The sequence below is a fragment of the Acinetobacter sp. N1-1 genome, assembly GCF_056711485.1.
The window spans coordinates 1635047-1655483 of sequence record NZ_JBWXUO010000012.1 but is presented as its reverse complement, the minus strand read 5'-3'; the positions used below and the strand labels follow the sequence as shown (position 1 = coordinate 1655483).

Sequence of the window (20437 nt, the reverse complement as noted above, 5' to 3'; positions counted from 1 at the left end):
GTGCTTATGCGCGGTAACGGAATAATGGTTGACCGAATTCAATAACTTCGCCATTTTTCACAAGGATTTCTTCAATGACACCGCTTTGAGTTGCCTCAATTGGGTTCATAATCTTCATTGCTTCGATGATACCTAAAGTTTCACCCGCTGAAATGGTTTGACCAACTTGTACAAAAGGTGCTTCACCAGGGCTTGCTGCTGAGTAAAACACACCAACCATTGGTGCGGTTTCTACGCTACCACGTGATGTTTTTGCAGCAACAGGAGCAGCTGATGGGCTTGCAGGAGCAGCAGGCATTGAAGCAATAGCAACAGGCTCAGGATTACGGCGAGTCAACGCAATTGATTGATCGCCTTCTTTAACTTCAATACCTTGAAGATCAGATTCGATCATTAAATCAATAAGTTTCTTGATTTTACGAATATCCATAGTATTAATATTCCTTATGAAAATTAATGAGAAGATTGAAGGGTACGAAGAGCATAATTAAGTGCAGCTTGATAGCCATAAGCACCGAGTCCACAAATAACACCTTGTGCTTTATCGCTAAGATAAGAGTGATGTCTGAATGTTTCGCGGGCATGGACATTTGACAAGTGCACTTCAATAAATGGAATATTTACACCGAGAAATGCATCACGTATAGCGATTGAAGTATGTGTGAATGCTGCTGGATTGATAATAATAAATTGAATATTTTCTGCGTATGCTTGGTGAATGCGGTTAATAATTTCACCTTCGGTATTGCTTTGAAATACCTCTAAAGCACAGTCATTTTCTTTTGCATGTTTTACCAAGTTCTGATTAATGTCATTGAGTGTTTGATGACCGTATACTTCGGGTTCTCGCTTTCCTAACAAATTTAAGTTCGGTCCATGAATAACCAAAATATTAAAAGTCATGTAACTTGCTCCGATGAAAAGACACTAAGTTTTTGCAAGATATCTGCAAAGTTACTCTATTATGAGAGCAAAACCTACAATTTATATGAAATTTTATAAAAAATTGCAAACTTGCATAGTCAAAAAGTGCGTATATCTTGTAAATTTTTGCTTCAATTGACAATGTTAAAAAGTGCCATTTTTTGCAGATTATTTGATGTTTTTGAACAAGTATCGATAAAAAATGACTTTTTATGGGCTTTACTTTATAAACATTCTTAATAAAGTTTTTTGTAGCCATTTTCCATAAGGTGGATAAACCAGTTTCATGAAACTTAATTTAGGTCTAGCAAATACAGCTTTAGCATGGCTAAAGGTTTTAAAGCCCTCATGGCCATGATAATTCCCCATACCAGAAAGTCCTACACCACCAAAAGGTAAGTCTTCTTGTCCAACATGTATAATTGTTTCATTAATGCAGACACCACCACTGTGCGTGTTTAAAAGGACTTTTTGTTGCTCTTCAGCTTTATATCCGAAGTAATATAAAGCAAGTGGTCTTGGGCGTTCATTGATATATTGAATGGCTTGATCTAAGGTTTCATAGGTAATAATAGGAAGAATAGGGCCAAATATTTCTTCTTGGCATATTTTAAGTGAAGCATTTGTATGTGTAATTACGCAATGTGGCAATTTTCGCCCATCTTTTTCATTGGATAAATAATGTACTTTTGCGCCATATTCTTCAGCTTCTTGCAAATAAGATCGAAGACGAGAGAGCTGAGAGTCGTTAATAATAGCTGTATAGTCATTATTGTTTTTTATACTTGGGTAGAAGCCTCTAAGCGCCGTAAAATAGGAATGAATAAAGTCATCTTGTCGTGCTTCGGGTATAAGCACGTAGTCGGGTGCAACACAGGTTTGTCCAGCGTTAACACTTTTTCCAAAAGCAATACGCTGTGCGCTTTCGAATAGATCTGCATCTTGTGCAATAAGCGCAGGTGATTTTCCTCCAAGTTCCAGTGTTACAGGTGTTAGGTTATTAGCGGCAGCCTGCATGACTTGTTTCCCTACATTTGTCGAACCTGTAAAGAGTAAATGGTTAAACGGAAGTGTAGAAAACTGCTTTGCAATATTAGCGTTGCCTAGAGTAATAGAAATGAGATCTATTGGAAAATTATCTTGAATAAGTTTCTGAAAAAATAAAGAAAAATTTGGCGTGAACTCACTCATTTTTAGCATGACACGGTTGCCTGCGGCAATGGCTTGGCAGAGTGGGCCAATGGCAAGGAATAAAGGGTAATTCCAAGGAACCATAATGCCAATGACACCGAGTGGCTGTGCAATGACATAAGCTTTAGCAGGCTGAAAGATGACAGAAATATCACGATAGTCAGGTTTTATCCATTTTTTAAGATGTTTCAAACAATATTTAATTGCTGAAAGGCTTGGAATAATTTCTACGAGCCGTGTTTCATCATGACTTCGGTTTGAAAAGTCCTTACAAATAGCATCGGCTATTTTTTCCTGATTATTTAGAATAATTTTATAAAGCTGAGCTAGCCGCTGTTTACGTGTATCATACGTGGGATATGTTTCATTTTGGTAAGCGACTTGCTGTTGTTTAAATATAGCATTTAAAGCATCTGCTTTTAAATTGTTATTCGTATAATCAGGTGTGGGCACTCTAGTCTCTTATCATCATAAAGCAATAGTTTATTTTAGCGTATAAAAATAATCATGTATTGTTTGTTCTGTTATATTAAGTTGCACTCTCTAGTTATTTAGAAGGGGGATTGGGTAGTAGAAAAGAAAATAGAACAAAAAGTATTGTCTTATTCGTTAGATTTTTATGTTTTTGTGTTAATTTGAATAAAGTTTTATAAATACTTAATAAAAGGCGCATATGAAGCAATTATTCACAGCAAGTCTATTGCTTATAAGCTCGACAATCATCTTTGCTGCAAACTCAGCTCCAATAGCCAAAAGTAAGCTTTCACCTGTTGATAATACAAACGCAACAGATGATATTACGATAGTTACTCGTCCTGTTATCTATGGCTTATGGGGGATGGAAGTTCCAAATAATAAAAAATGTACGGAATTTTATAATTTTAAAACTATGAATCAGCTTGTTATAAATAGTTCTGCTGAGTGGGCAACAGGGGTATATGAATACCAACCATCGCCCGATAATGACATCAAGTCAGGTGCATTAGCAATTCAAATGCAATTTGATAATAATCAACCTGATTGTTCAGGGCATAGAACTGAGATGAATGCAGATGTTTCTCAATATTATATTCATTGGAAAGATCAAAATAGTATTCAGTTCTGTACATCTGCCGATGGCGATCATTGTTTTGCAAATTTAAAGCGTATTCTTCCTTAAATTCAAAGACAATTTGCAGGTTTAGGTACACCTGCAATTCGACTAAGCTGGCGTGCCACTAAACCTGTATTAAATGCTTGTTGGAGTTGAGTATTTGTAATTTGACTATCTACGGTTTTAATTAAAAACTTAATTAAAGGTCTGGTTGAAGGTGAATAACCAAATTGTTGATGGAATGCGCGTACGCCGTTTAATATTTTAAAATGCCATTCGTTAAGTTGAATATTTAAACTATCTGCTAATTGCTGTGCAATTGTTTCATTCCAATCTGTGTAATTAATCAAATGACCATCTTGATCGAGTTCTAAATACATGAAATTTCTCTAATTTAAACGTATACACTGTGTACTTTGTAATACAATTTTAGCAAATTGTTTATAATCGATAAATTTTAAGTTTAAAGGTAATGTTTTTGAGTTTACTAACAGTTTTTCTGCTGGAAGAATATATATATTTTCAAATACTTGAAGTGAAGGTGAGTTATAATGCAAAGCAGCATCTCCCATGAGTAAAATAGGGTCGCTTTGATCTGCAATTTGGGCTAAAGAAGATAGGTGTATCTGCGTTTTTAGATAATCGCTTTGTATTAAATAGACTCTTTGCATATAAACTACCAGTATAAGACATGGTGAAATTTTTTCAAAAATTCTGAATTTAGCTCAATATAATCCAGATTTTGTGATGTTTGTTGAACGAATGGGTGATCTTTGTCTTTTTCTTGAATGTAAATAGGGTCTATATCATAAAATTCAAAACTTTCCCTCATATTTGATCCAAATTTAAAAGAGTTTTCTTGCTTATGAAAATGTAAGTCATCTTGTAGTAGGGAAAGAGCTCCATCTTTGAATACAACAGTTACATGACTACCAAAAGTAGCTAAAACCATTGCAATGGATAAACTTTCATTGGTTTTCAAATCAGTTACGTTTGCTTGTGTTAAAATGATGAGTATTTTCTTCATAAATATCTTTTAAAAATTAGCGAACTAAAAATAAATTAGAACTGTATAACATGATCACTTGATTCGATAGCATCTGCTAGTTCCCCAAGGCCAACAAGCTCAAATGATTCTGCAAGGTTGTTGTGTGTAAGCTGATGACGTATTGCATTATCTTGATCTGTAATTCCTCTATTAAGCGCTGCACTAACACAAACAGGAAGGCGAATATTCAGTTTCTGCCATTCATGTGTGAGATTGCGTTGATCATCTGGAAGCCAAATTAATGCATTCGCAATATATACAGCATCTTGATAAAAAAACACACTAAAAGGCGTATCCTCTTTTTTAAAAGCTTGTGCAAGTCCTAGTGCATGCCATGCCATTATCGAAGATGGTGAGGATGTCATTAAAATGAGGGTGCTCATAAATAGTTAGGCCGTTTGTCAGACTTGTGCATTAAGCACTTTAGTAAAATATCAGTATACAATTATAATAAATAAATGAAACATATTTGAGATTAAGAAAAATAAGTTGTTTTCATATAAATTATGGCGATTAAAAAATACCCATAGAATAACTTTTTATTAAAAACCTATTCATTATCATTTAAAAATTAAGTTGATTATGTTATATGTATTTAACATTTAAACAATAAAATAATAAAGAAGATATCAAATGAATAGTAATAAATTTATTGTTCAAGTAGTTCTCGCGAGTGACTTTAATCATAATGTAGCTAAGAAAAGTTTCTTATCTATAGATACAAAAGAGCTTGACCAGCATGATATTTGCATGTGTATGACTACAGGGCAGAATGTCACTGTCTTTACTAAAGAAACCTTTAAGCAATGTTTGCAGTGCATTAAGCGGAATTTAGATACTAGATATGGTAATCATTGGCGATTGAAGCCTCTAATGATTAAAAACTTATCATCATAAATAAGTAAAACAATTTTTAGTATTTATAAAAGGAAAAGCGAGAAGCTTTTCCTTTCTTATTTTTAATAACCAAAAGTATAACTAAAATGACTAAAACCCATTCATTTAATATGCGAATATTAAACCTGATCTACTAGGTATATTTGGACTAGTTTTATCTTAATTTTTACTATAGTGCCAAATAATCATAAGTAATTGATTATAATAAGGAGTATCCAAATAATGATTTTAATTACTGGTGGTCTTGGTTTTATAGGTTCTCACCTTGCATTGTATTTAATAAAACAGGGTAAAGAAGTTGTTTTAGTCGATAATTTAGTAAATAGTAATGTGCATATGTTAGATAGATTACAGTATCTTGCAGGCAGATACATTCCATTTTTTGATGGTGATTTAAGAAACACACCAGCATTAAATAAATTTATCGAACAATATTCAATTGAATTGGTTGTGCACTGTGCAGGCTTTAAGTCTATTGCTGAATCTTATCTGAAACCTATAGAGTATTATAATAATAACCTTAGTTCGTTAATTAGTTTAGTTCGTGCAATGCAACGAGCGGGTATACGAAAGCTAATTTGCATTTCTAGTCTAATGGTTTATGGTCAATCAGAGTTAAACTTATTTGAGAAAACTACATTTAATTATGAAACAACAAATCCATATATTAAATCGCAGCAGATGATAGAACAGATATTAAGGGATGTTGTTGCGACTGATGCTGAATGGAAAATAATACTACTTAGAGTATCAAATGTAGCAGGTGCCTTTGAAGATGGCTATGTGGGTGAGTTTATTGCTACAGTCCCTAAGAGTATTTTTGGATTTATGATGCAAACGGCAAAGCATGAAAGAAGCCATATTGATTTATATTTAAACAACACCACAAATGATTATTCAGATGAACGTAGTTTTATACATATATTAGATGTATGTCAGGCGATTTCTAAATCTATAAAATGGTTAACCCCTAATACGGATTATCATATATTGGAAACGTTAAATATTGCACATGATAAAACACATAGTATTTTCGATTTGATCCATACCGCTGAAAAAATTATTCAAACTAAAATTCCTGTTATTTCTCATCAGCCTGACTTAAATCTATATTCTGATCATGGTATTGCACAGCTTGGTGCAAACTCTCAAAAAGCAAAAACGATGTTAGATTGGCATACGCAATATGATTTGGATGATATGATCTATCATCAGTGGAATTTTTATACATGTTAATGTAAATAGTTATTATTTACTATTTGGCGTGAGTTGATTATTATGAAATAACAGTATGGATATAAGTAAATAGTGAGGAAGTAATGGCTGTGCGTATAGAACATGACACAATGGGTGATGTTGAAGTTCCAGAACAAGCTCTTTGGGGGGCACAAACGCAGAGAAGTTTACAAAACTTTAAAATAGGGCAAGAGCATCTCCCAAGAATAATGATTCGTGGTATGGGACTTGTAAAAAAAGCAGCAGCTCTTACAAATGCATCTTTAAACCAAATTCCATCAGAGCTTGCCGAACATATTGTAGGGGCTGCTGAAGAAGTAATAGGTGGAAAATGGGATGAGCAGTTTCCTTTAGTCGTTTGGCAAACGGGTTCAGGTACTCAAAGTAATATGAACTGCAATGAAGTTATTGCCAATATTGCGAATCAGAAGTTAGGTAACCCATTAGGTTCACAAAAACCGATTCATCCTAATGACCATGTAAATCGTGCGCAGTCTACCAATGACTCTTTTCCAACTGCAATTCATGTTGCGGCAAGTTTGCATATTAATGAACTGCTTATTCCTGCTGTTAAAGCATTAAGAAATACATTGGCGAAGAAGTCAGAAGCGTTTAATAGTATTGTTAAGATTGGTAGAACACATTTACAAGATGCTACGCCGTTAACACTTGGGCAAGAGTTTAGTGGGTATGTATCACAACTTGATCATGCACTTGTTCGTTTAGATCAGGCTTTAGCTGGATTATATGAGCTTCCTTTGGGGGGGACGGCTGTAGGAACAGGGTTAAATGCACATCCTGACTATGCAGAGCAATCTGCTGCACAGTTAGCTAAGCTCACAGGGTTACCCTTTGTGACAGCACCGAATAAATTTGAAGCTCTTGCAGGTAGAGATGCTGCTGTTTTCGCTTCAGGTGCATTAAAGACGCTCGCCGTCAGCTTAAATAAAATTGCTAATGATATTCGCTGGCTAGCAAGTGGACCCCGCTGTGGTTTTGGTGAAATTTGCATTCCTGAAAATGAGCCTGGCTCAAGTATTATGCCTGGTAAAGTGAATCCTACACAGAGTGAAGCGATGACTATGGTTGTTGCACAAGTATTAGGTAATGATACAACCATTAATATTGCAGGTGCATCGGGTAATTTTGAGCTAAATGTATTTATGCCTGTCATTGCTTTTAATCTTGTACAATCAATTCGTCTATTAGGTGATGCATGCCGTAGCTTTAATGATAACTGTGCTGTGGGTATAGAACCAAATCACGATAAAATAGAATACTTCTTGCAGAATTCTTTAATGTTGGTTACGGCACTTAATCCTGTTATTGGTTATGAAAATGCAGCAAAAGTGGCAAAGACTGCCTATAGGGAGGGAAAAACACTTAAACAAGTTGCTGTTGAATTAAATCTAGTTACGGAAGAGCAATTTGATCAAGTTGTTAAACCTGAAAATATGGTTTCACCGAATGTGAAATAAGCATTAAGGTCATCAGTAGTTTTGAATCATCTTGCTTATGTTTTACAATAGTAACAATTCTTAATTGCTGATGATCAATTTATGCTTGATATATATTTAACAGATGAAAAACAACATGTTCAATTTCAAGATTATCCTGGTGATCATCCTGTCAAATTTATATTAAATTTTAAGAAAATTTTTCCTTGTGTAATGGAACTATTGTTACCTGTCTTACCTGAAGATAATGATTTAGAGAAAATGAAATGGGAGTCTAATCAAAAAGACTTTAAGATATTTCAATTATTCGTACGTGGTTGGGGGATTGTTGAACTACGCTTAACTGCACTTGCACAGTTTAAAGATCGAACTTATGCAGATAAAATTGTTAAAACTGCAAAAGCTAAGCGTCAGGAATATAGTAAAAAACATCCACAACTAAAAACAGTTGAACTTGATTATTTGTTTTTGCAAAGTTTACATGCTTTGATTGATGCTGATTTAGTTGAAATTGGTGAAAAGTTTTACTTACCAACATTGCATGGCTTATGGAAGGATTATCTATCTCAGAAAGTATTAAATGCAACTTTGTAAAAATAAAAAACCGCCGTTTAGGCGGTTTTTTATTTTCGGTTTTTAATTAATCAGCGTGGTGTTGCTTTAAAACACGATCACATGTTTCTTTGTCTAAAGCATTGTCCCAACGCGCAACAACGATCGTTGCGCATGCATTACCAATAATATTAGTGATTGCACGGCACTCAGACATAAAGCGGTCTATACCTAAAATTAAAGCCATACCTGCAACAGGTACATCAGGAACAACAGAGAGTGTTGCAGCAAGTGTAATAAAGCCAGCACCAGTAACTCCAGCTGCACCTTTAGAACTAATCATGGCAACAAATAATAATGTGAGTTGCTGACCAATGCTTAGGTCTATATTACATGCTTGAGCAATGAATAATGCTGCCATAGTCATATAAATGTTTGTACCATCAAGGTTGAATGAATAACCTGTAGGAATAACAAGACCAACGATAGATTTTTCACAACCTGCTTTTTCCATTTTCTTCATAAGGTTTGGTAAAGCTGCTTCAGAAGAACTTGTACCAAGGACTAACCATAGTTCATCTTTAATATAACGAACAAGGTCAATAATAGAAAAACCATTATATTTCGCAACTGCACCTAAAATAATAACGACAAATAGAATAGATGTAATATAGAAGGTGGCAATAAGTAATGCTAAATTACCAATAGAGCCAACGCCGTATTTACCAATTGTAAATGCCATTGCACCAAAGGCACCAATAGGTGCGAGTTTCATTAACATACCAACCAGTTTGAAAATGGGTACGGTAAGTGTGTTCAAAAAATCGATAATAGGTTGCGATTGCTTGCTAGTTGATGCAAGTGCAATTCCGAAAAGTACTGCAACAACAAGAACTTGTAAAATATCACCACCAACAAGTGGGCTAATTAATGTTTTTGGAATGATGCCCATTAAAAAGCCGACAACTGTAGAATCATGTGCTTTTTCTACATATTGAGCGACTTTATCGCCTTGTAAAGAAGATGGATCGATATTTAGTCCATGACCTGGTTGAATTACGTTCGCTACAATCATACCTATAAATAAGGCAAGAGTAGAAAATGTCACAAAGTAAAGCATCGCTTTACCTGTGACACGTCCAACACTACCCATATTATTCATACCCGCAATTCCTGTAACAACAGTTAAGAAAATAACAGGAGCAATAATCATTTTGACAATATTGATAAACGCATCGCCTAAAGGTTTAAAACTTTCCCCAATAGCAGGGTAGAAATGACCCAATAGAATGCCGAGCGTAATTGCAAAAATTACTTGTACATATAATATTTGGTAAAATTTAGGCTTTTTACTTGGTGTATGAGGATGAACATCCATTATTAATCCTAATGTTTTAGAAACATAAAATAACTTAAAGGTAATTTTACTTAAAAAACTATTACAAGTCGAAATGTTCGTCATTTAAAAAATAAATGGATAAAAGAGGAAAAATAGATTACATAAATAATTTATTTATTTATTATATTAAAAACAGTTAGTTATATAGTTTAATTGATAAGTTAAAGTTTGCTAAATTGTGCTGTTATACTTTAGTCGAAATTAATAAATAGCCTAAGTATTTTATTTAAAAACATAAAAAAGCCTAGAAAATCTAGGCTAAACAAGCTAATTTAAACGAGAAATCATCTTTCTAAGGTTTGTTTTAGCATCTATAACTGTCATAAAAGTATATGCACCAATAAACTTACGGCTAATAAACATAAACTCTTTAGGGGGGATGCTAAAATAACGAGAGGCCATAGACTTACTTGCTCGTTGCATTACTCTATTATGTAGATGACTTAACTTCCAGTCATATCTATCTTCTTCATCCATTATTCCTTCAGGAATATCTGGATTATTTTTTAAAGAGCTAAAAGGTTCTGTCGCAATTAAAAATACTTTCGCCATATCAGGTTTAATATTTGTAGGTATCTGTTCAAAGAAAGAGTAGCCACGCATTGCAAGAACCATTTTATCTAAATCATGATCGTAACCCGCTAAAATTAAATCATGTGCAACAGATAAAAGATTCTTATCAAACTGACGAATTGCACCAAAATCTAAAAGTACTATCTGATCTTGTTCATCACTTTTTTCTGCTAATCTGACTAAATAATTACCAAAATTAGGGTCAGTTTGCATTTCTCCCCAAACAAATAATTCATTAACTGCTATTTCTAAGGCAGATTCACCAATTAAGTTACGTCTTTCTTGAGATAATGTTAATACATCAGGACTATTTACAGAGATTCCACTTTCATATGTCATGCATAAGACTTGACTAGAACAATAGTCATCAATAATTTTTGGTACAACATAACGATTATCATCTTTTAAATAATAAGCAAACCGTTTAGTCGTTTCTGCTTCTAAATGATAGTCTACTTCACGATGCATCATCTCACGTACTTCTTCAAACCATTGATCAAATTCACGTGTTTGTGGAAGTAGGTGAGTAAGTTTAAGCATTTGCTTAAATAAATTCATATCAGAATCAATAGCACTAGCTACACCAGGATACTGTATTTTAAGTACAATATCTAAATTATCAGACTTTCTTTTTGCACGATGCACTTGGGCAAGGGAGGCTGTACCAATTGGATTTGGATCAATTTCTAAATCTAAAATTTTTGAGCCAAGCTCATTTTTTAAATGGGGATAGATAGAATCCCAATCGAGTGCAATTGTTTGGTTATTTAGCGTATTTAATTCTTCGGTAACTTCACGAGGTAAGAAGTGCTCACCATAGAGTGCCATCATTTGACCAATTTTTACAATAGAGCCTTTTAGTTTTCCGATTTCAGAAACAAGATACCTTGCTTGTTCTCGTAAAACTTGTTTTCTCTTTTTTTCCTTTTCTTCTTCACTTGAAAAGAAAGAAGTTGCATTTGATGTTGCCCAACGTGTCCCTGCAAGAAATGATGCCTTTGCGATAGATAATCGTCGATCAATAGAAGATGTTTTTAAGTTTTTTAATATATCTTTTTGATCAGACATAGCGAAAATCCTTTAGTTGGGTGTACTGATTTAAATTTACGGATATATCAGTACATATCTACTTTCTTATATTGTATCGGAAAAAGTATGATATATCCGTATTAAAAAACCTCAGTTAAACTTCTATTACAATAAAAATAGCCTAAGCATATTTTTATTAAAATTTAGATGGTAATAGGCTACCAATGTTAGGAACTTTCGGGAAAAGATAAATAATGGCAAGACCTAATGCAACAAGCCCATAAACCAAATAAGGTACATGAGTCAGTTCAGGTAGCTGTGCAGAAAAAATTAGAATTGCGAGAGCATTTACGAACCCAATAACAACAGATTTAGAAACAAATCTCATCAGCTTAGCAAGTTTAATCTTTCCAATAATAATCTGAAAAATACCTGTAAGAATCGTTGTTGCGAATAAATACTGTAATCCATGCTCTTTAACTAATGTCACCATTAATAATGCCATAGCACCAGTTGCAGCAGAAATCATTGCAGGTCTACCACCCATAAAGGCAATAACTACAGCCATAGAAAAAGAGGCATATAGCCCAACACTTGGATCGACACCAGCAATAATTGAAAAAGCGATTGCTTCAGGAATAAGAGCTAAACCAACAACTAAGCCAGCTAGTACATCTCCTCGAATATTGGAGAACCATTCTTTCTTATAGTTTGCAAGCATATAAAAACCCGTAATAGAAACTGTACCAATAGTATGTTTACTATTAGCATATTCATCATTTAAGTAATTTGATTTTAACCGAGCGGTTATAAGGTAATTTTGACCCACTTCTGATAAGCGATCGAATATAAGGTGCGAAATTATCATAACATGATTTTTAGGCATCAGATCATCTAATTTCTTTAAATGTAATTTAGAATTACAGAAAAGTATAAATATTTCACTTTAGAATGGATTGTCTTTATATAAAAAATATCGTAATGTTATTGATATTAATTATTATTTATATTCAAGGATGTAAAAATGGCATATACATTACCTAAATTACCGTATGCGTATGATGCACTTGAACCAAATCTTGATGCACAAACTATGGAAATTCATCATACAAAGCATCACCAAACTTATATTAATAATATCAATGCTGCAATTGAAGGAACAGAATGGGAAAAGCTAAGCGTAGAAGATCTTGTTTCTAAAGTAAACGAAGTTCCTGAATCACTAAAGAATGTTGTTGTTAATAACGGCGGTGGTCATGCCAATCATTCTTTATTTTGGACAGTAATGAGTCCACAGGGTGGTGGTGAACCTACTGGTGATTTAGAAAAAGCAATTGAAAGTGATATAGGTAGCTTTGAAGAATTTAAAGAAAAATTTACTAAAGCTGCACTCACTCGATTTGGTAGTGGTTGGGCTTGGTTAAGTGTTACACCAGAAAAAAAATTAATTGTCGAAAGTAGTGGTAACCAAGACTCTCCATTGATGCATGGAAATACACCAATTTTAGGTTTAGATGTATGGGAGCATGCATACTATTTAAAATACCAAAACCGTCGCCCTGAATATATTGCTGCTTTTTATAATGTTGTAAATTGGGATGAAGTTGCAAAACGCTATAAAGATGCGATGGCATAATTTATTTCACCATAAAATAGAGGGCAAAATTTTGCCCTCTATTTTTAGATATTTTTTCTCATACTTTCAAGCCACGCATTTACGGCGGGTGAAGGTAGAATATCTTTACGCCATGCCATCACTAAATGCCATTCAATATTGGGGGATTGTAATGGAATAGCAGAGAACCGTTTATCTAACATATCTGTATAGTATTTTGGGAGTAGTGTAATTCCCATACGTGCGAATACCATATCTGTTAATAAATTCCATTGACTACTTTTACATACAATGTTGGGTACAAAATTGTGTATTTTGCATGCATCTAGTATGCGACCATTTAAAGAAAAATTATCTTGAAATAAAAGAAAGGACTGATATTTTAATTCATCTAATGCAATAACTTCTTTCTTTGCCCATTCAGAATCTTTTCTAACAACAACCATCAATGGATAATTACATATTTCCATTTTATAGAATTGTTCGTCATTAATTGGCTCAAGCAATACACCTACATCAAGTTGGTTACTTAAAAGTGCTTTTTCTATTCCTTTTGATCCTACTTCTAAAAATGACAATTCGATATTTGACCATTTTTTATGAAAATCAAATAGTGTTGATGTCAATAGTTGTGCCCCGAGCGGAGGAACACCCATACGCAGCACTCCAACCTTTAAATCTCTATAGTTCTGAATATCTATGAGTAAGTCATTTTGATTATTTAAAATCTTTATTGCATGTTCATAAATACGTTGACCAATTTCTGTAAGGTGAATGGTTCTTTTCTTAGCCAACTCTGCTTTAACCAACAACGTCACATCAAGCTCATTTTCAAGTTGATAAATATTTTTACTCACCGTTGGTTGTGTAATATGAAGCTGTTCAGCAGTACGTGTAAAACTCTTTGTTTCCACAAGTGTAGTAAAGCACTTTAGTAATTTAAGTGAAACCATGTCATAGAACTCTATCATTCTTATATTTATTATTATGCCAAAATAGAATAATTTTTCATTATATAAATCATGTAGTCTATAAGTATGTTCAATTAGAATAAGTACATAGGTCGTTAATCAGATTAGGTAAGATCATGAATATCAAAAATTTAATGATAACCTTTATACAGCTCTTAAGCTTACTCGGTTTTTGGTTTGTGGGTGGGCTCATTCAAAAAACATTACATTTGCCCATTTCTGCAGGCATATTAGGTATGTTTCTTTTACTATTTTGCCTATTTTTTAAAATACTGCGCATTGAACATGTAGAGATTGGTGCAAATGCAGCTTTAAGAGAGCTGGTACTTTTCTTTTTACCTATTATTGTGGCAGTGGTTCAATATAAATCACTTTTTATTAATGAAGGATGGCAACTTGCAATTTGTATTATTTCTGGAACGGCGCTTGTGATGTTAAGTACAAGTCTAACCATTCACTTTATATATCGACTTAAAGACCGAAAAAATAATAAAGCATTAGAAGCTATCAAGTAATAGGAAAATAAAATGAACATTTGGTCTATTCTTTGCCTAATATGGACAGTTGTTGCATATGTATTTGCTAAACAAATTTATAAGAAGCATACCAAAGCTTGGTTATCACCAGCACTTACTGTACCTACAGCGACTATTATATTAATGGTAATCTTTGGTATCTCATACCAAACTTACTCACAAGATACACAATGGATTGTCAATTTACTTGGGCCTGCAACAGTTGCATTTGCTGTACCTATCTATAGATATCGTGAAACAATCAAACAGCATATTGGTGTACTAACCATTGCAATTTTTGTAGGGATGAGTGTTGGCGTTTTTAGTGCTTATAAAATGGCTCAACTCTTTGGATTTGACAGTGAGGTAACACACAGCTTAATGGCGAGATCTATTTCGACACCATTTGCAATTGTGCTTGCCGAAAATATTCATGGTTCAGCTACACTAGTTTCATTATTTACTGCACTTACAGGTCTAATCGGAATGATCCTTGGTGATTTAATTCTCGCAATTACACGAATTAAATCCAATATTGCTAACGGCGCAGCATTTGGGAGTGGAGCACATGGTTTTGGTACAGCACGTGCACAACAAAGAAATAATGAAGAAGGCGTCATTGCCAGTTTAACTATGGTGATATCTGGGATATTAATGGTGGTTATTGGACCTGCATTAATTAATTTGTTTTTTTAATTAAAGATTCCATTTCTTACGATATCGCCATAAAGTACTACGACTAATATTTAATTGTTTCAGCGTTTCCTGAATATCAAATTCTGTTTCCTGCAACGTTTTGCTTAACAGTGCTTTAGATATTTTAACTTTTTCTTGCGGTTTGGCTAAACTGTTCGTTGTAGATGTATATAAGGAATCTAATAAAAGCTCTTGAGGTAAGTCTTGGGTAGTAATTTTATATTCCCCATATGCCATCGTTAACGCATAAAGTAATGTATTTTTGAGTTCCCTAATATTTCCTGGCCAGTCGTAAGACTCAAAAACATTAAAAACCGCAGGGTCAATAACAGGTTGGGTAGGATAGTCCTTTGCATATTCAGAAATAATCCTTTTCGCCAATAAAGGAATATCTTCCTTTCTTTCTCTAAGCGGAGGCACAAAAATTGGAATAACCCTTAGCCTGTATAGTAGATCATATCGAAATCTTCCATTTTTTGCTTCCTCTCTTAGTGCTCTATGGGTTGCAGTAACAATACGAACATCTGTGACAATGGTTTTTTCTCCACCTAACGGCGTAAACTCACCAGTTTCTAAGACCCTTAAAAGCTTTGCTTGTAGGTTTAAAGGAAGTTCTGCAATCTCATCTAGGAATAATGTACCTTGATTTGCACGTTCAAAAACACCTTTATGATCACGGATAGCACCTGTAAACGCACCTTTGACATGTCCAAAGAGCTCACTTTCTAAAAGATTTTCATTCAGAGAAGCACAGTTAACACTAATAAAGGGTGAGTTAAATCTTTTTCCAAACTGATGGACTAATTGCGCAACTTTTTCTTTTCCTGCACCTGACTCTCCGCGAACCAATACTGGAAAAGAGGTCTTTGCTACTTTTTTTAATATATTAAACATTTTTTCCATTGAGGGAGACTGACTTGTTAAATACTTAGTAAGTTCTTTCTGACAATCACCTAAATACTCTAATTTAGAGATCTGAGGAATAATGCATAAATATCCGTGATTTAAATTATTAATATACACTTGAGCTTGAATATAATTCTCTAAAAGTACATCTTCTAAAAGTTGCATAGACTTTGGATAGAAAACATAGAATATTTTATTATCTTTTTGATGTTTTTCTAAACTTAATTCATTATTTAAGACCAAATATTGAGTCGTAAAATCTTGAAAAGATAAGATATTAGCAAAATAAATCTGTTTCATGTTTCATAATTTTGTTTCATGTTTCAATATATAGTACCTTTCTTTAGAATAAATATATACTTTAAAAAATAAGTAACTGATAAATATGATAATTAAATTCATTGAAAAATTGGCACAATGTATGCATTAAACTGAATAGATATATTTAATATTCTTATATAAGAGGCACTATGTTCTTAAAACAATTCTTTGAAGAAAAAAGCTCGACATATACCTATTTACTTGCAAGCACTCAGTCTAAAGAAGCAATTATTATTGACCCTGTACTGTCAGAAATAGAACATTATTTAGATATCATTAATGAACAAGGTTTCAATCTTCTCTATATCTTGGAAACGCATATTCATGCAGATCATGTCACGGCGGCTTCTGAGCTTAGAGAAAAAACAAAAGCGAAATCTATTGTTCATAAAAATGCACACATCAGTTGTGCAGATATTCTCATTACAGATGGCTGCGTAATTCGATTTGGTGAGTATAAAATAGAGGCACGCTATACACCTGGTCATACAGATGCTTGCACAAGTTATTATATTGAAGAAGCAGGTATCATATTTACAGGAGATACTTTATTGATTAATGGCTGTGGTCGAACAGACTTTCAGCATGGAAGTGCTGTTCAGCTTTATCAAAGTATTCATAACAAAATTTTTACGCTTCCCGAAAATACAGTAGTTTACCCAGCACACGATTATCGTGGAGAAAAATCATCAACTGTTAAAAAAGAAAAACAAGAAAATGTAAGATTAGGACAGGGGAAAACCCAAGATGAGTTTGTAGAGTTAATGCAAAACCTTAATTTACCATATCCTAAACAAATAGATACTGCATTACCTCTAAATCAGACTTGTGGTCAAGATAAAGACGCTTAATACCATGATGCTTTTAATAATAGAAGGTTTATTTATAGGTACTTTGTTAGGAATGACAGGTGCAGGAGGGGGAATTTTAGCAATCCCCATTCTAATGTGGTCACAAGGTTGGAGTATCCTAGAAACAGCACCTGTTGGATTAATTGCGATTACAATTTCAGCTTTTGTGGGTACTTTACAAGGTTTAGTTGAAAAAACAGTCAGATATAAAGCTGCTATCTGGATTGCAATCTTTTCCTTACCATCGGTTTATATTGGGCTAAATCTGAGCCATATATTGCCTATATTATGGATCACAATACTTTTTTGCCTAGTTATGCTTATTATTGGTCTAAAACCTTTAATATTTAAATCTAAATGTTCATCAACAGCTTTGTGTAAGACAAATCCCCAAACAGGGCGTTTCATTTGGAATTGGAAAACAAGACTTTCTTTAGGAGGTATTGGCATATTATCGGGAGTGCTTACAGGGCTACTTGGTGTTGGTGGTGGATTTATCATTACACCATCATTACAAAAGATGACAAACCTTAAGTTTTATAGCATAACCAATACTTCTCTCATGGTGATTTTTTTGATTGGTTCAATCACCTTAATCATGCATATAATGCAAGGGTATCATTATCCTTTATCAGAAACCTTTATATTTACAAGCACATGTATATTAGGTTTAGTTATAGGGAGATTACTTTGTAAATATATCCCTGTTCAAATTGTAAAAGCTGTATTTTCTTCTACACTTATTTGTATTTCTTTGCTTCTCGCATATAAGACAATTGGCTATGTATCTTAATTATATAAGATCCAATATTATATAAATATGGCGTAGTCAAACACCATATAAAGAAATCATAAGGAATATGAAATGAAAAAATATAGTGTAATTATTGGTGCAATTATAGGACTTAGTGCAATGAGTATTCATGCGAAAACATATGTACTTACAGATACTCAAAACAATATAGAAATTGGAAACTGGAAAACAGCAGGTCAAAACTATACGATAGAACAAAAGGTACTACACGGCGGAAAGCAAGAAGGGAGTAAAGTTATTACCATCACAAGTCCTGATGGATTAACTATCGCAATTTCCCCTACAAGAGGTATGGGGTTGCTTCATGCTGAAGGCAAGGGTATCCATCTTGGTTGGAAGTCTCCTGTAACCGAGGTTGTTAATCCTGCATATATTAACTTAGATAGCCGTAATGGATTAGGTTGGCTTGAAGGATTTAACGAAATGGTTGTTCGCTGTGGATATGAGTGGACGGGACATCCAACAACGATTGATGGTCAAATATATTCATTGCATGGTAAAGCCCAAAATACACCTGCATCATATGTTGCAGTTGAAATTGATGATAAACCACCTTTTGCTATACATGTCAAGGGCTTAATTAAAGAAAGTACCTTTAAAAAAACTGATTTGCAAACAATGACACAGCTAACATATATTCCCGGAGAAACTTCATTCAAATTACATGATGTGCTGACAAATCATGCAGATTATGCACATGATTATCAAATTATCTACCATAGTAACTTTTCTCAACCAATACTAGAAGACGGTGCAAAATTCTTGGCACCAGTCAGCGAAGTCAGTCCTTTCAATGATTACGCGAAGAAAGGTCTAAAAGATTGGACAACATATTTAGGTCCAACTAAAGATTTTGATGAAATGGTGTTCAATTTAAAGCCATTATCAGACAAAAATGGTAATACAATTGCTGCATTAGTTAATAAAGATAATAGTAAAGGTGTTGCAATTGAGTTTAATACAAAGCAACTTCCTGTACTTACTTTATGGAAAAATACAGATACTTTAAAACAAGGTTATGTTACAGGTATTGAGCCTGGAACGAGCTATGCATATCCTGTGAATATTGAAAGAGCTCAAAAAAGAGTTAAAAAAATTGAGGCTGGTCAAAGCGTAAGTTTTGATTTAACGTATTCATTACTTAGTGATCGTTCACAAGTACAAAAAATTGAAAATAGTATTAATCAAATCCAAGGATCAACTACAGTAAAACAAGTTGAGACTCCTATAGCTAAAGAATAGTTTTATAGCCAGCAGCAAGTTTGAGTTGTTGTTGGTTCTTATACAGAAGTTCGTATAATCAATATTATGTTAAATAGAGTCTATTAGTATTAAATACTCTCAAATACTTTTACGATTTCATCAATTACAATACGAACTACTTTTGTCTTATAGCTATCTTTATGCATTGCTAACCAAACTTCATAATTTTGTTTACGTTTTTTATTTGGCCAAATGCGTTGAAGATTATTCTTTTTAGCAAAGTAACTGCATAGCTCCCCAATTGCTGAACCTGAGCTAATCATATGCATGAGAAAAACTAGAATTTACCTGAGTAATCATATTGGAGTGATCCATCACTTCACCAACTAGCCTATCATTTTGATATGGCAAACAGCAGTTGCTTCAGGTATATTGGGATTTTTACAAATAGGTACTGCTGGCGTTACTTCTTATTTAATTAGTCATATTTTTGGACAAAGTATAGAAACCTTAGGTCATTCAATATTCGTGCTTAGCAGTTTATCAATAATTCTTTTTATCTTTAAGTTGTTTCGGTATAAATTATTTTTTCTTTAAAATGACTGTGAAGATATCCCAAAACTTGATTAGGCCACTTGCCAAAGGACGTTCCTCTTGCAAGTGGTCTAGATACACAATATCAAAGTATTCGCTAAAAATCCTAAAAAATACATGTGGAGATTCTTCTACCCAAGCATCATTTATACCTAGTAAATTGCATGCAAAAATCCCATTCTTGGGTAAAGCTTTCTTTATATTTTCTAAAACATCAAAAATTGTTTTTCAGGAACAAAGAAAAGACTAAAAAATGCTGTAATGAGACTAGCTTCAACAAATGGATAGTCATGAAACAAGTTATTTGAAAATATAAAGCGATTAGCATATTTAAATCTTGTTCGACAAATTTCTTCAGCCTGTTTAGACTGATCAAAATCATGGACTGTAAAGCCCTGATCTAGTAGAAGAAATTGAACTTCATTTCCTGCACCACAGCCACAATCTATTGCAACTTTAGGTAAATTATTATTTAAATAACCTAATACGACTTCTAAAACTGGCCTATGCCTCATATAGAGTGTCTGTTCGGCAAAGCTTTTCTGCATATTT

23 protein-coding genes and 1 pseudogene are annotated in these 20437 nt (G+C 33.6%); 10 read left to right on the top strand and 14 right to left on the bottom strand.

Going from position 1 to position 20437, the window contains the following annotated elements; genetic code table 11:
* Window positions 1–4: 4 nt before the first annotated feature.
* From accB to AC1MPL_RS08165, 3 genes are all read right to left on the bottom strand, one after another.
* The gene (gene accB, locus AC1MPL_RS08175) at window positions 5–430 is read right to left on the bottom strand and encodes an acetyl-CoA carboxylase biotin carboxyl carrier protein (protein ID WP_479765333.1); all 426 of its coding nucleotides are present in this window, start codon (window positions 428–430) and stop codon (window positions 5–7) included.
* Window positions 431–453: 23 nt separating this feature from the next.
* Window positions 454–903 (bottom strand): type II 3-dehydroquinate dehydratase, encoded by a 450-nt coding sequence (gene aroQ / locus AC1MPL_RS08170; protein ID WP_479765331.1) that lies wholly within the window; start codon window positions 901–903, stop codon window positions 454–456.
* A gap of 240 nt (window positions 904–1143) precedes the next feature.
* Window positions 1144–2568 carry a coniferyl aldehyde dehydrogenase gene (locus AC1MPL_RS08165; RefSeq protein WP_479765329.1) on the bottom strand — a complete coding sequence of 475 codons (1425 nt, stop codon included), beginning with the start codon at window positions 2566–2568 and terminating at the stop codon, window positions 1144–1146.
* 220 nt (window positions 2569–2788) lie between these two features.
* Between AC1MPL_RS08165 and AC1MPL_RS08160 the strand changes: the two genes are divergently transcribed.
* On the top strand, window positions 2789–3274 hold the full coding sequence (locus AC1MPL_RS08160) for a hypothetical protein (protein WP_479765327.1): 486 nt from the start codon (window positions 2789–2791) through the stop codon (window positions 3272–3274).
* Between the two features lie 2 nt (window positions 3275–3276).
* On the opposite strand, the gene AC1MPL_RS08155 is transcribed toward AC1MPL_RS08160, so the two are convergent.
* Genes AC1MPL_RS08155 through tusD form a run of 4 tightly spaced genes read right to left on the bottom strand, consistent with a single transcriptional unit; the run spans window position 3277 to window position 4639 of the window.
* Window positions 3277–3588, bottom strand: a complete 312-nt coding sequence (locus AC1MPL_RS08155; protein ID WP_479765326.1) for a TusE/DsrC/DsvC family sulfur relay protein — start codon at window positions 3586–3588, stop codon at window positions 3277–3279.
* Window positions 3589–3597: 9 nt separating this feature from the next.
* The gene (locus AC1MPL_RS08150; protein WP_479765325.1) at window positions 3598–3879 is read right to left on the bottom strand and encodes a hypothetical protein; all 282 of its coding nucleotides are present in this window, start codon (window positions 3877–3879) and stop codon (window positions 3598–3600) included.
* Window positions 3880–3884: 5 nt separating this feature from the next.
* Window positions 3885–4235, bottom strand: a complete 351-nt coding sequence (locus AC1MPL_RS08145) for a hypothetical protein (RefSeq protein WP_479765324.1) — start codon at window positions 4233–4235, stop codon at window positions 3885–3887.
* Between the two features lie 35 nt (window positions 4236–4270).
* Window positions 4271–4639: a sulfurtransferase complex subunit TusD gene (tusD, locus tag AC1MPL_RS08140; RefSeq protein WP_479765323.1), complete on the bottom strand. Its 369-nt coding sequence runs from the start codon at window positions 4637–4639 to the stop codon at window positions 4271–4273.
* 736 nt (window positions 4640–5375) lie between these two features.
* On the opposite strand from tusD, the gene AC1MPL_RS08135 reads away from it, so the two are divergent.
* The 3 genes from AC1MPL_RS08135 (at window position 5376) to AC1MPL_RS08125 (ending at window position 8440) form a co-directional block, all read left to right on the top strand.
* Window positions 5376–6389: an SDR family NAD(P)-dependent oxidoreductase gene (locus AC1MPL_RS08135; protein WP_479765322.1), complete on the top strand. Its 1014-nt coding sequence runs from the start codon at window positions 5376–5378 to the stop codon at window positions 6387–6389.
* An 83-nt stretch (window positions 6390–6472) separates the two neighbouring features.
* The gene (gene fumC / locus AC1MPL_RS08130) at window positions 6473–7867 is read left to right on the top strand and encodes a class II fumarate hydratase (RefSeq protein WP_479765321.1); all 1395 of its coding nucleotides are present in this window, start codon (window positions 6473–6475) and stop codon (window positions 7865–7867) included.
* 81 nt (window positions 7868–7948) lie between these two features.
* Window positions 7949–8440, top strand: coding sequence for a hypothetical protein (locus AC1MPL_RS08125; RefSeq protein ID WP_479765319.1), 492 nt, complete (start codon window positions 7949–7951; stop codon window positions 8438–8440).
* Between the two features lie 46 nt (window positions 8441–8486).
* Here AC1MPL_RS08125 and AC1MPL_RS08120 read toward each other — a convergent pair whose 3' ends face one another.
* From AC1MPL_RS08120 to AC1MPL_RS08110, 3 genes and pseudogenes are all read right to left on the bottom strand, one after another.
* Window positions 8487–9776, bottom strand: a complete 1290-nt coding sequence (locus AC1MPL_RS08120) for a dicarboxylate/amino acid:cation symporter (RefSeq protein ID WP_479765318.1) — start codon at window positions 9774–9776, stop codon at window positions 8487–8489.
* A gap of 288 nt (window positions 9777–10064) precedes the next feature.
* Window positions 10065–11438, bottom strand: coding sequence for an ABC1 kinase family protein (locus tag AC1MPL_RS08115; protein ID WP_479765316.1), 1374 nt, complete (start codon window positions 11436–11438; stop codon window positions 10065–10067).
* A gap of 166 nt (window positions 11439–11604) precedes the next feature.
* A pseudogene (locus tag AC1MPL_RS08110) lies at window positions 11605–12120 on the bottom strand (SulP family inorganic anion transporter); the annotation flags it as partial.
* Between the two features lie 303 nt (window positions 12121–12423).
* Between AC1MPL_RS08110 and AC1MPL_RS08105 the strand changes: the two are divergent.
* On the top strand, window positions 12424–13035 hold the full coding sequence (locus AC1MPL_RS08105; RefSeq protein ID WP_479765314.1) for a superoxide dismutase: 612 nt from the start codon (window positions 12424–12426) through the stop codon (window positions 13033–13035).
* 44 nt (window positions 13036–13079) lie between these two features.
* Here the strand turns inward: AC1MPL_RS08105 and AC1MPL_RS08100 are convergent, their stop codons facing one another.
* A complete protein-coding gene (locus tag AC1MPL_RS08100; RefSeq protein WP_479765312.1) occupies window positions 13080–13967 on the bottom strand; it encodes a LysR family transcriptional regulator in 888 nt (295 codons plus the stop codon).
* Window positions 13968–14101: 134 nt separating this feature from the next.
* Between AC1MPL_RS08100 and AC1MPL_RS08095 the strand changes: the two genes are divergently transcribed.
* Both AC1MPL_RS08095 and AC1MPL_RS08090 read left to right on the top strand, forming a co-directional pair.
* Window positions 14102–14500 (top strand): CidA/LrgA family protein, encoded by a 399-nt coding sequence (locus tag AC1MPL_RS08095; protein WP_479765310.1) that lies wholly within the window; start codon window positions 14102–14104, stop codon window positions 14498–14500.
* Between the two features lie 12 nt (window positions 14501–14512).
* On the top strand, window positions 14513–15196 hold the full coding sequence (locus AC1MPL_RS08090) for an LrgB family protein (protein ID WP_479765308.1): 684 nt from the start codon (window positions 14513–14515) through the stop codon (window positions 15194–15196).
* Here AC1MPL_RS08090 and AC1MPL_RS08085 read toward each other — a convergent pair whose 3' ends face one another.
* Window positions 15197–16402, bottom strand: coding sequence for a sigma-54 interaction domain-containing protein (locus AC1MPL_RS08085; protein WP_479765306.1), 1206 nt, complete (start codon window positions 16400–16402; stop codon window positions 15197–15199). It abuts the gene before it with no gap.
* A gap of 170 nt (window positions 16403–16572) precedes the next feature.
* Here AC1MPL_RS08085 and AC1MPL_RS08080 point away from each other — a divergent pair, with 170 nt between their 5' ends.
* The 3 genes from AC1MPL_RS08080 (at window position 16573) to AC1MPL_RS08070 (ending at window position 19330) form a co-directional block, all read left to right on the top strand.
* Window positions 16573–17274 carry an MBL fold metallo-hydrolase gene (locus AC1MPL_RS08080; protein ID WP_479765305.1) on the top strand — a complete coding sequence of 234 codons (702 nt, stop codon included), beginning with the start codon at window positions 16573–16575 and terminating at the stop codon, window positions 17272–17274.
* Window positions 17275–17278: 4 nt separating this feature from the next.
* Window positions 17279–18067 (top strand): sulfite exporter TauE/SafE family protein, encoded by a 789-nt coding sequence (locus AC1MPL_RS08075; RefSeq protein ID WP_479765303.1) that lies wholly within the window; start codon window positions 17279–17281, stop codon window positions 18065–18067.
* Window positions 18068–18139: 72 nt separating this feature from the next.
* Window positions 18140–19330, top strand: coding sequence for an aldose 1-epimerase family protein (locus AC1MPL_RS08070; protein ID WP_479765301.1), 1191 nt, complete (start codon window positions 18140–18142; stop codon window positions 19328–19330).
* Between the two features lie 89 nt (window positions 19331–19419).
* Here AC1MPL_RS08070 and AC1MPL_RS08065 read toward each other — a convergent pair whose 3' ends face one another.
* Window positions 19420–19620: a hypothetical protein gene (locus tag AC1MPL_RS08065; RefSeq protein WP_479765299.1), complete on the bottom strand. Its 201-nt coding sequence runs from the start codon at window positions 19618–19620 to the stop codon at window positions 19420–19422.
* 471 nt (window positions 19621–20091) lie between these two features.
* The gene (locus tag AC1MPL_RS08060; RefSeq protein ID WP_479765297.1) at window positions 20092–20433 is read right to left on the bottom strand and encodes a class I SAM-dependent methyltransferase; all 342 of its coding nucleotides are present in this window, start codon (window positions 20431–20433) and stop codon (window positions 20092–20094) included.
* Between the last annotated feature and the right edge of the window lie 4 nt (window positions 20434–20437).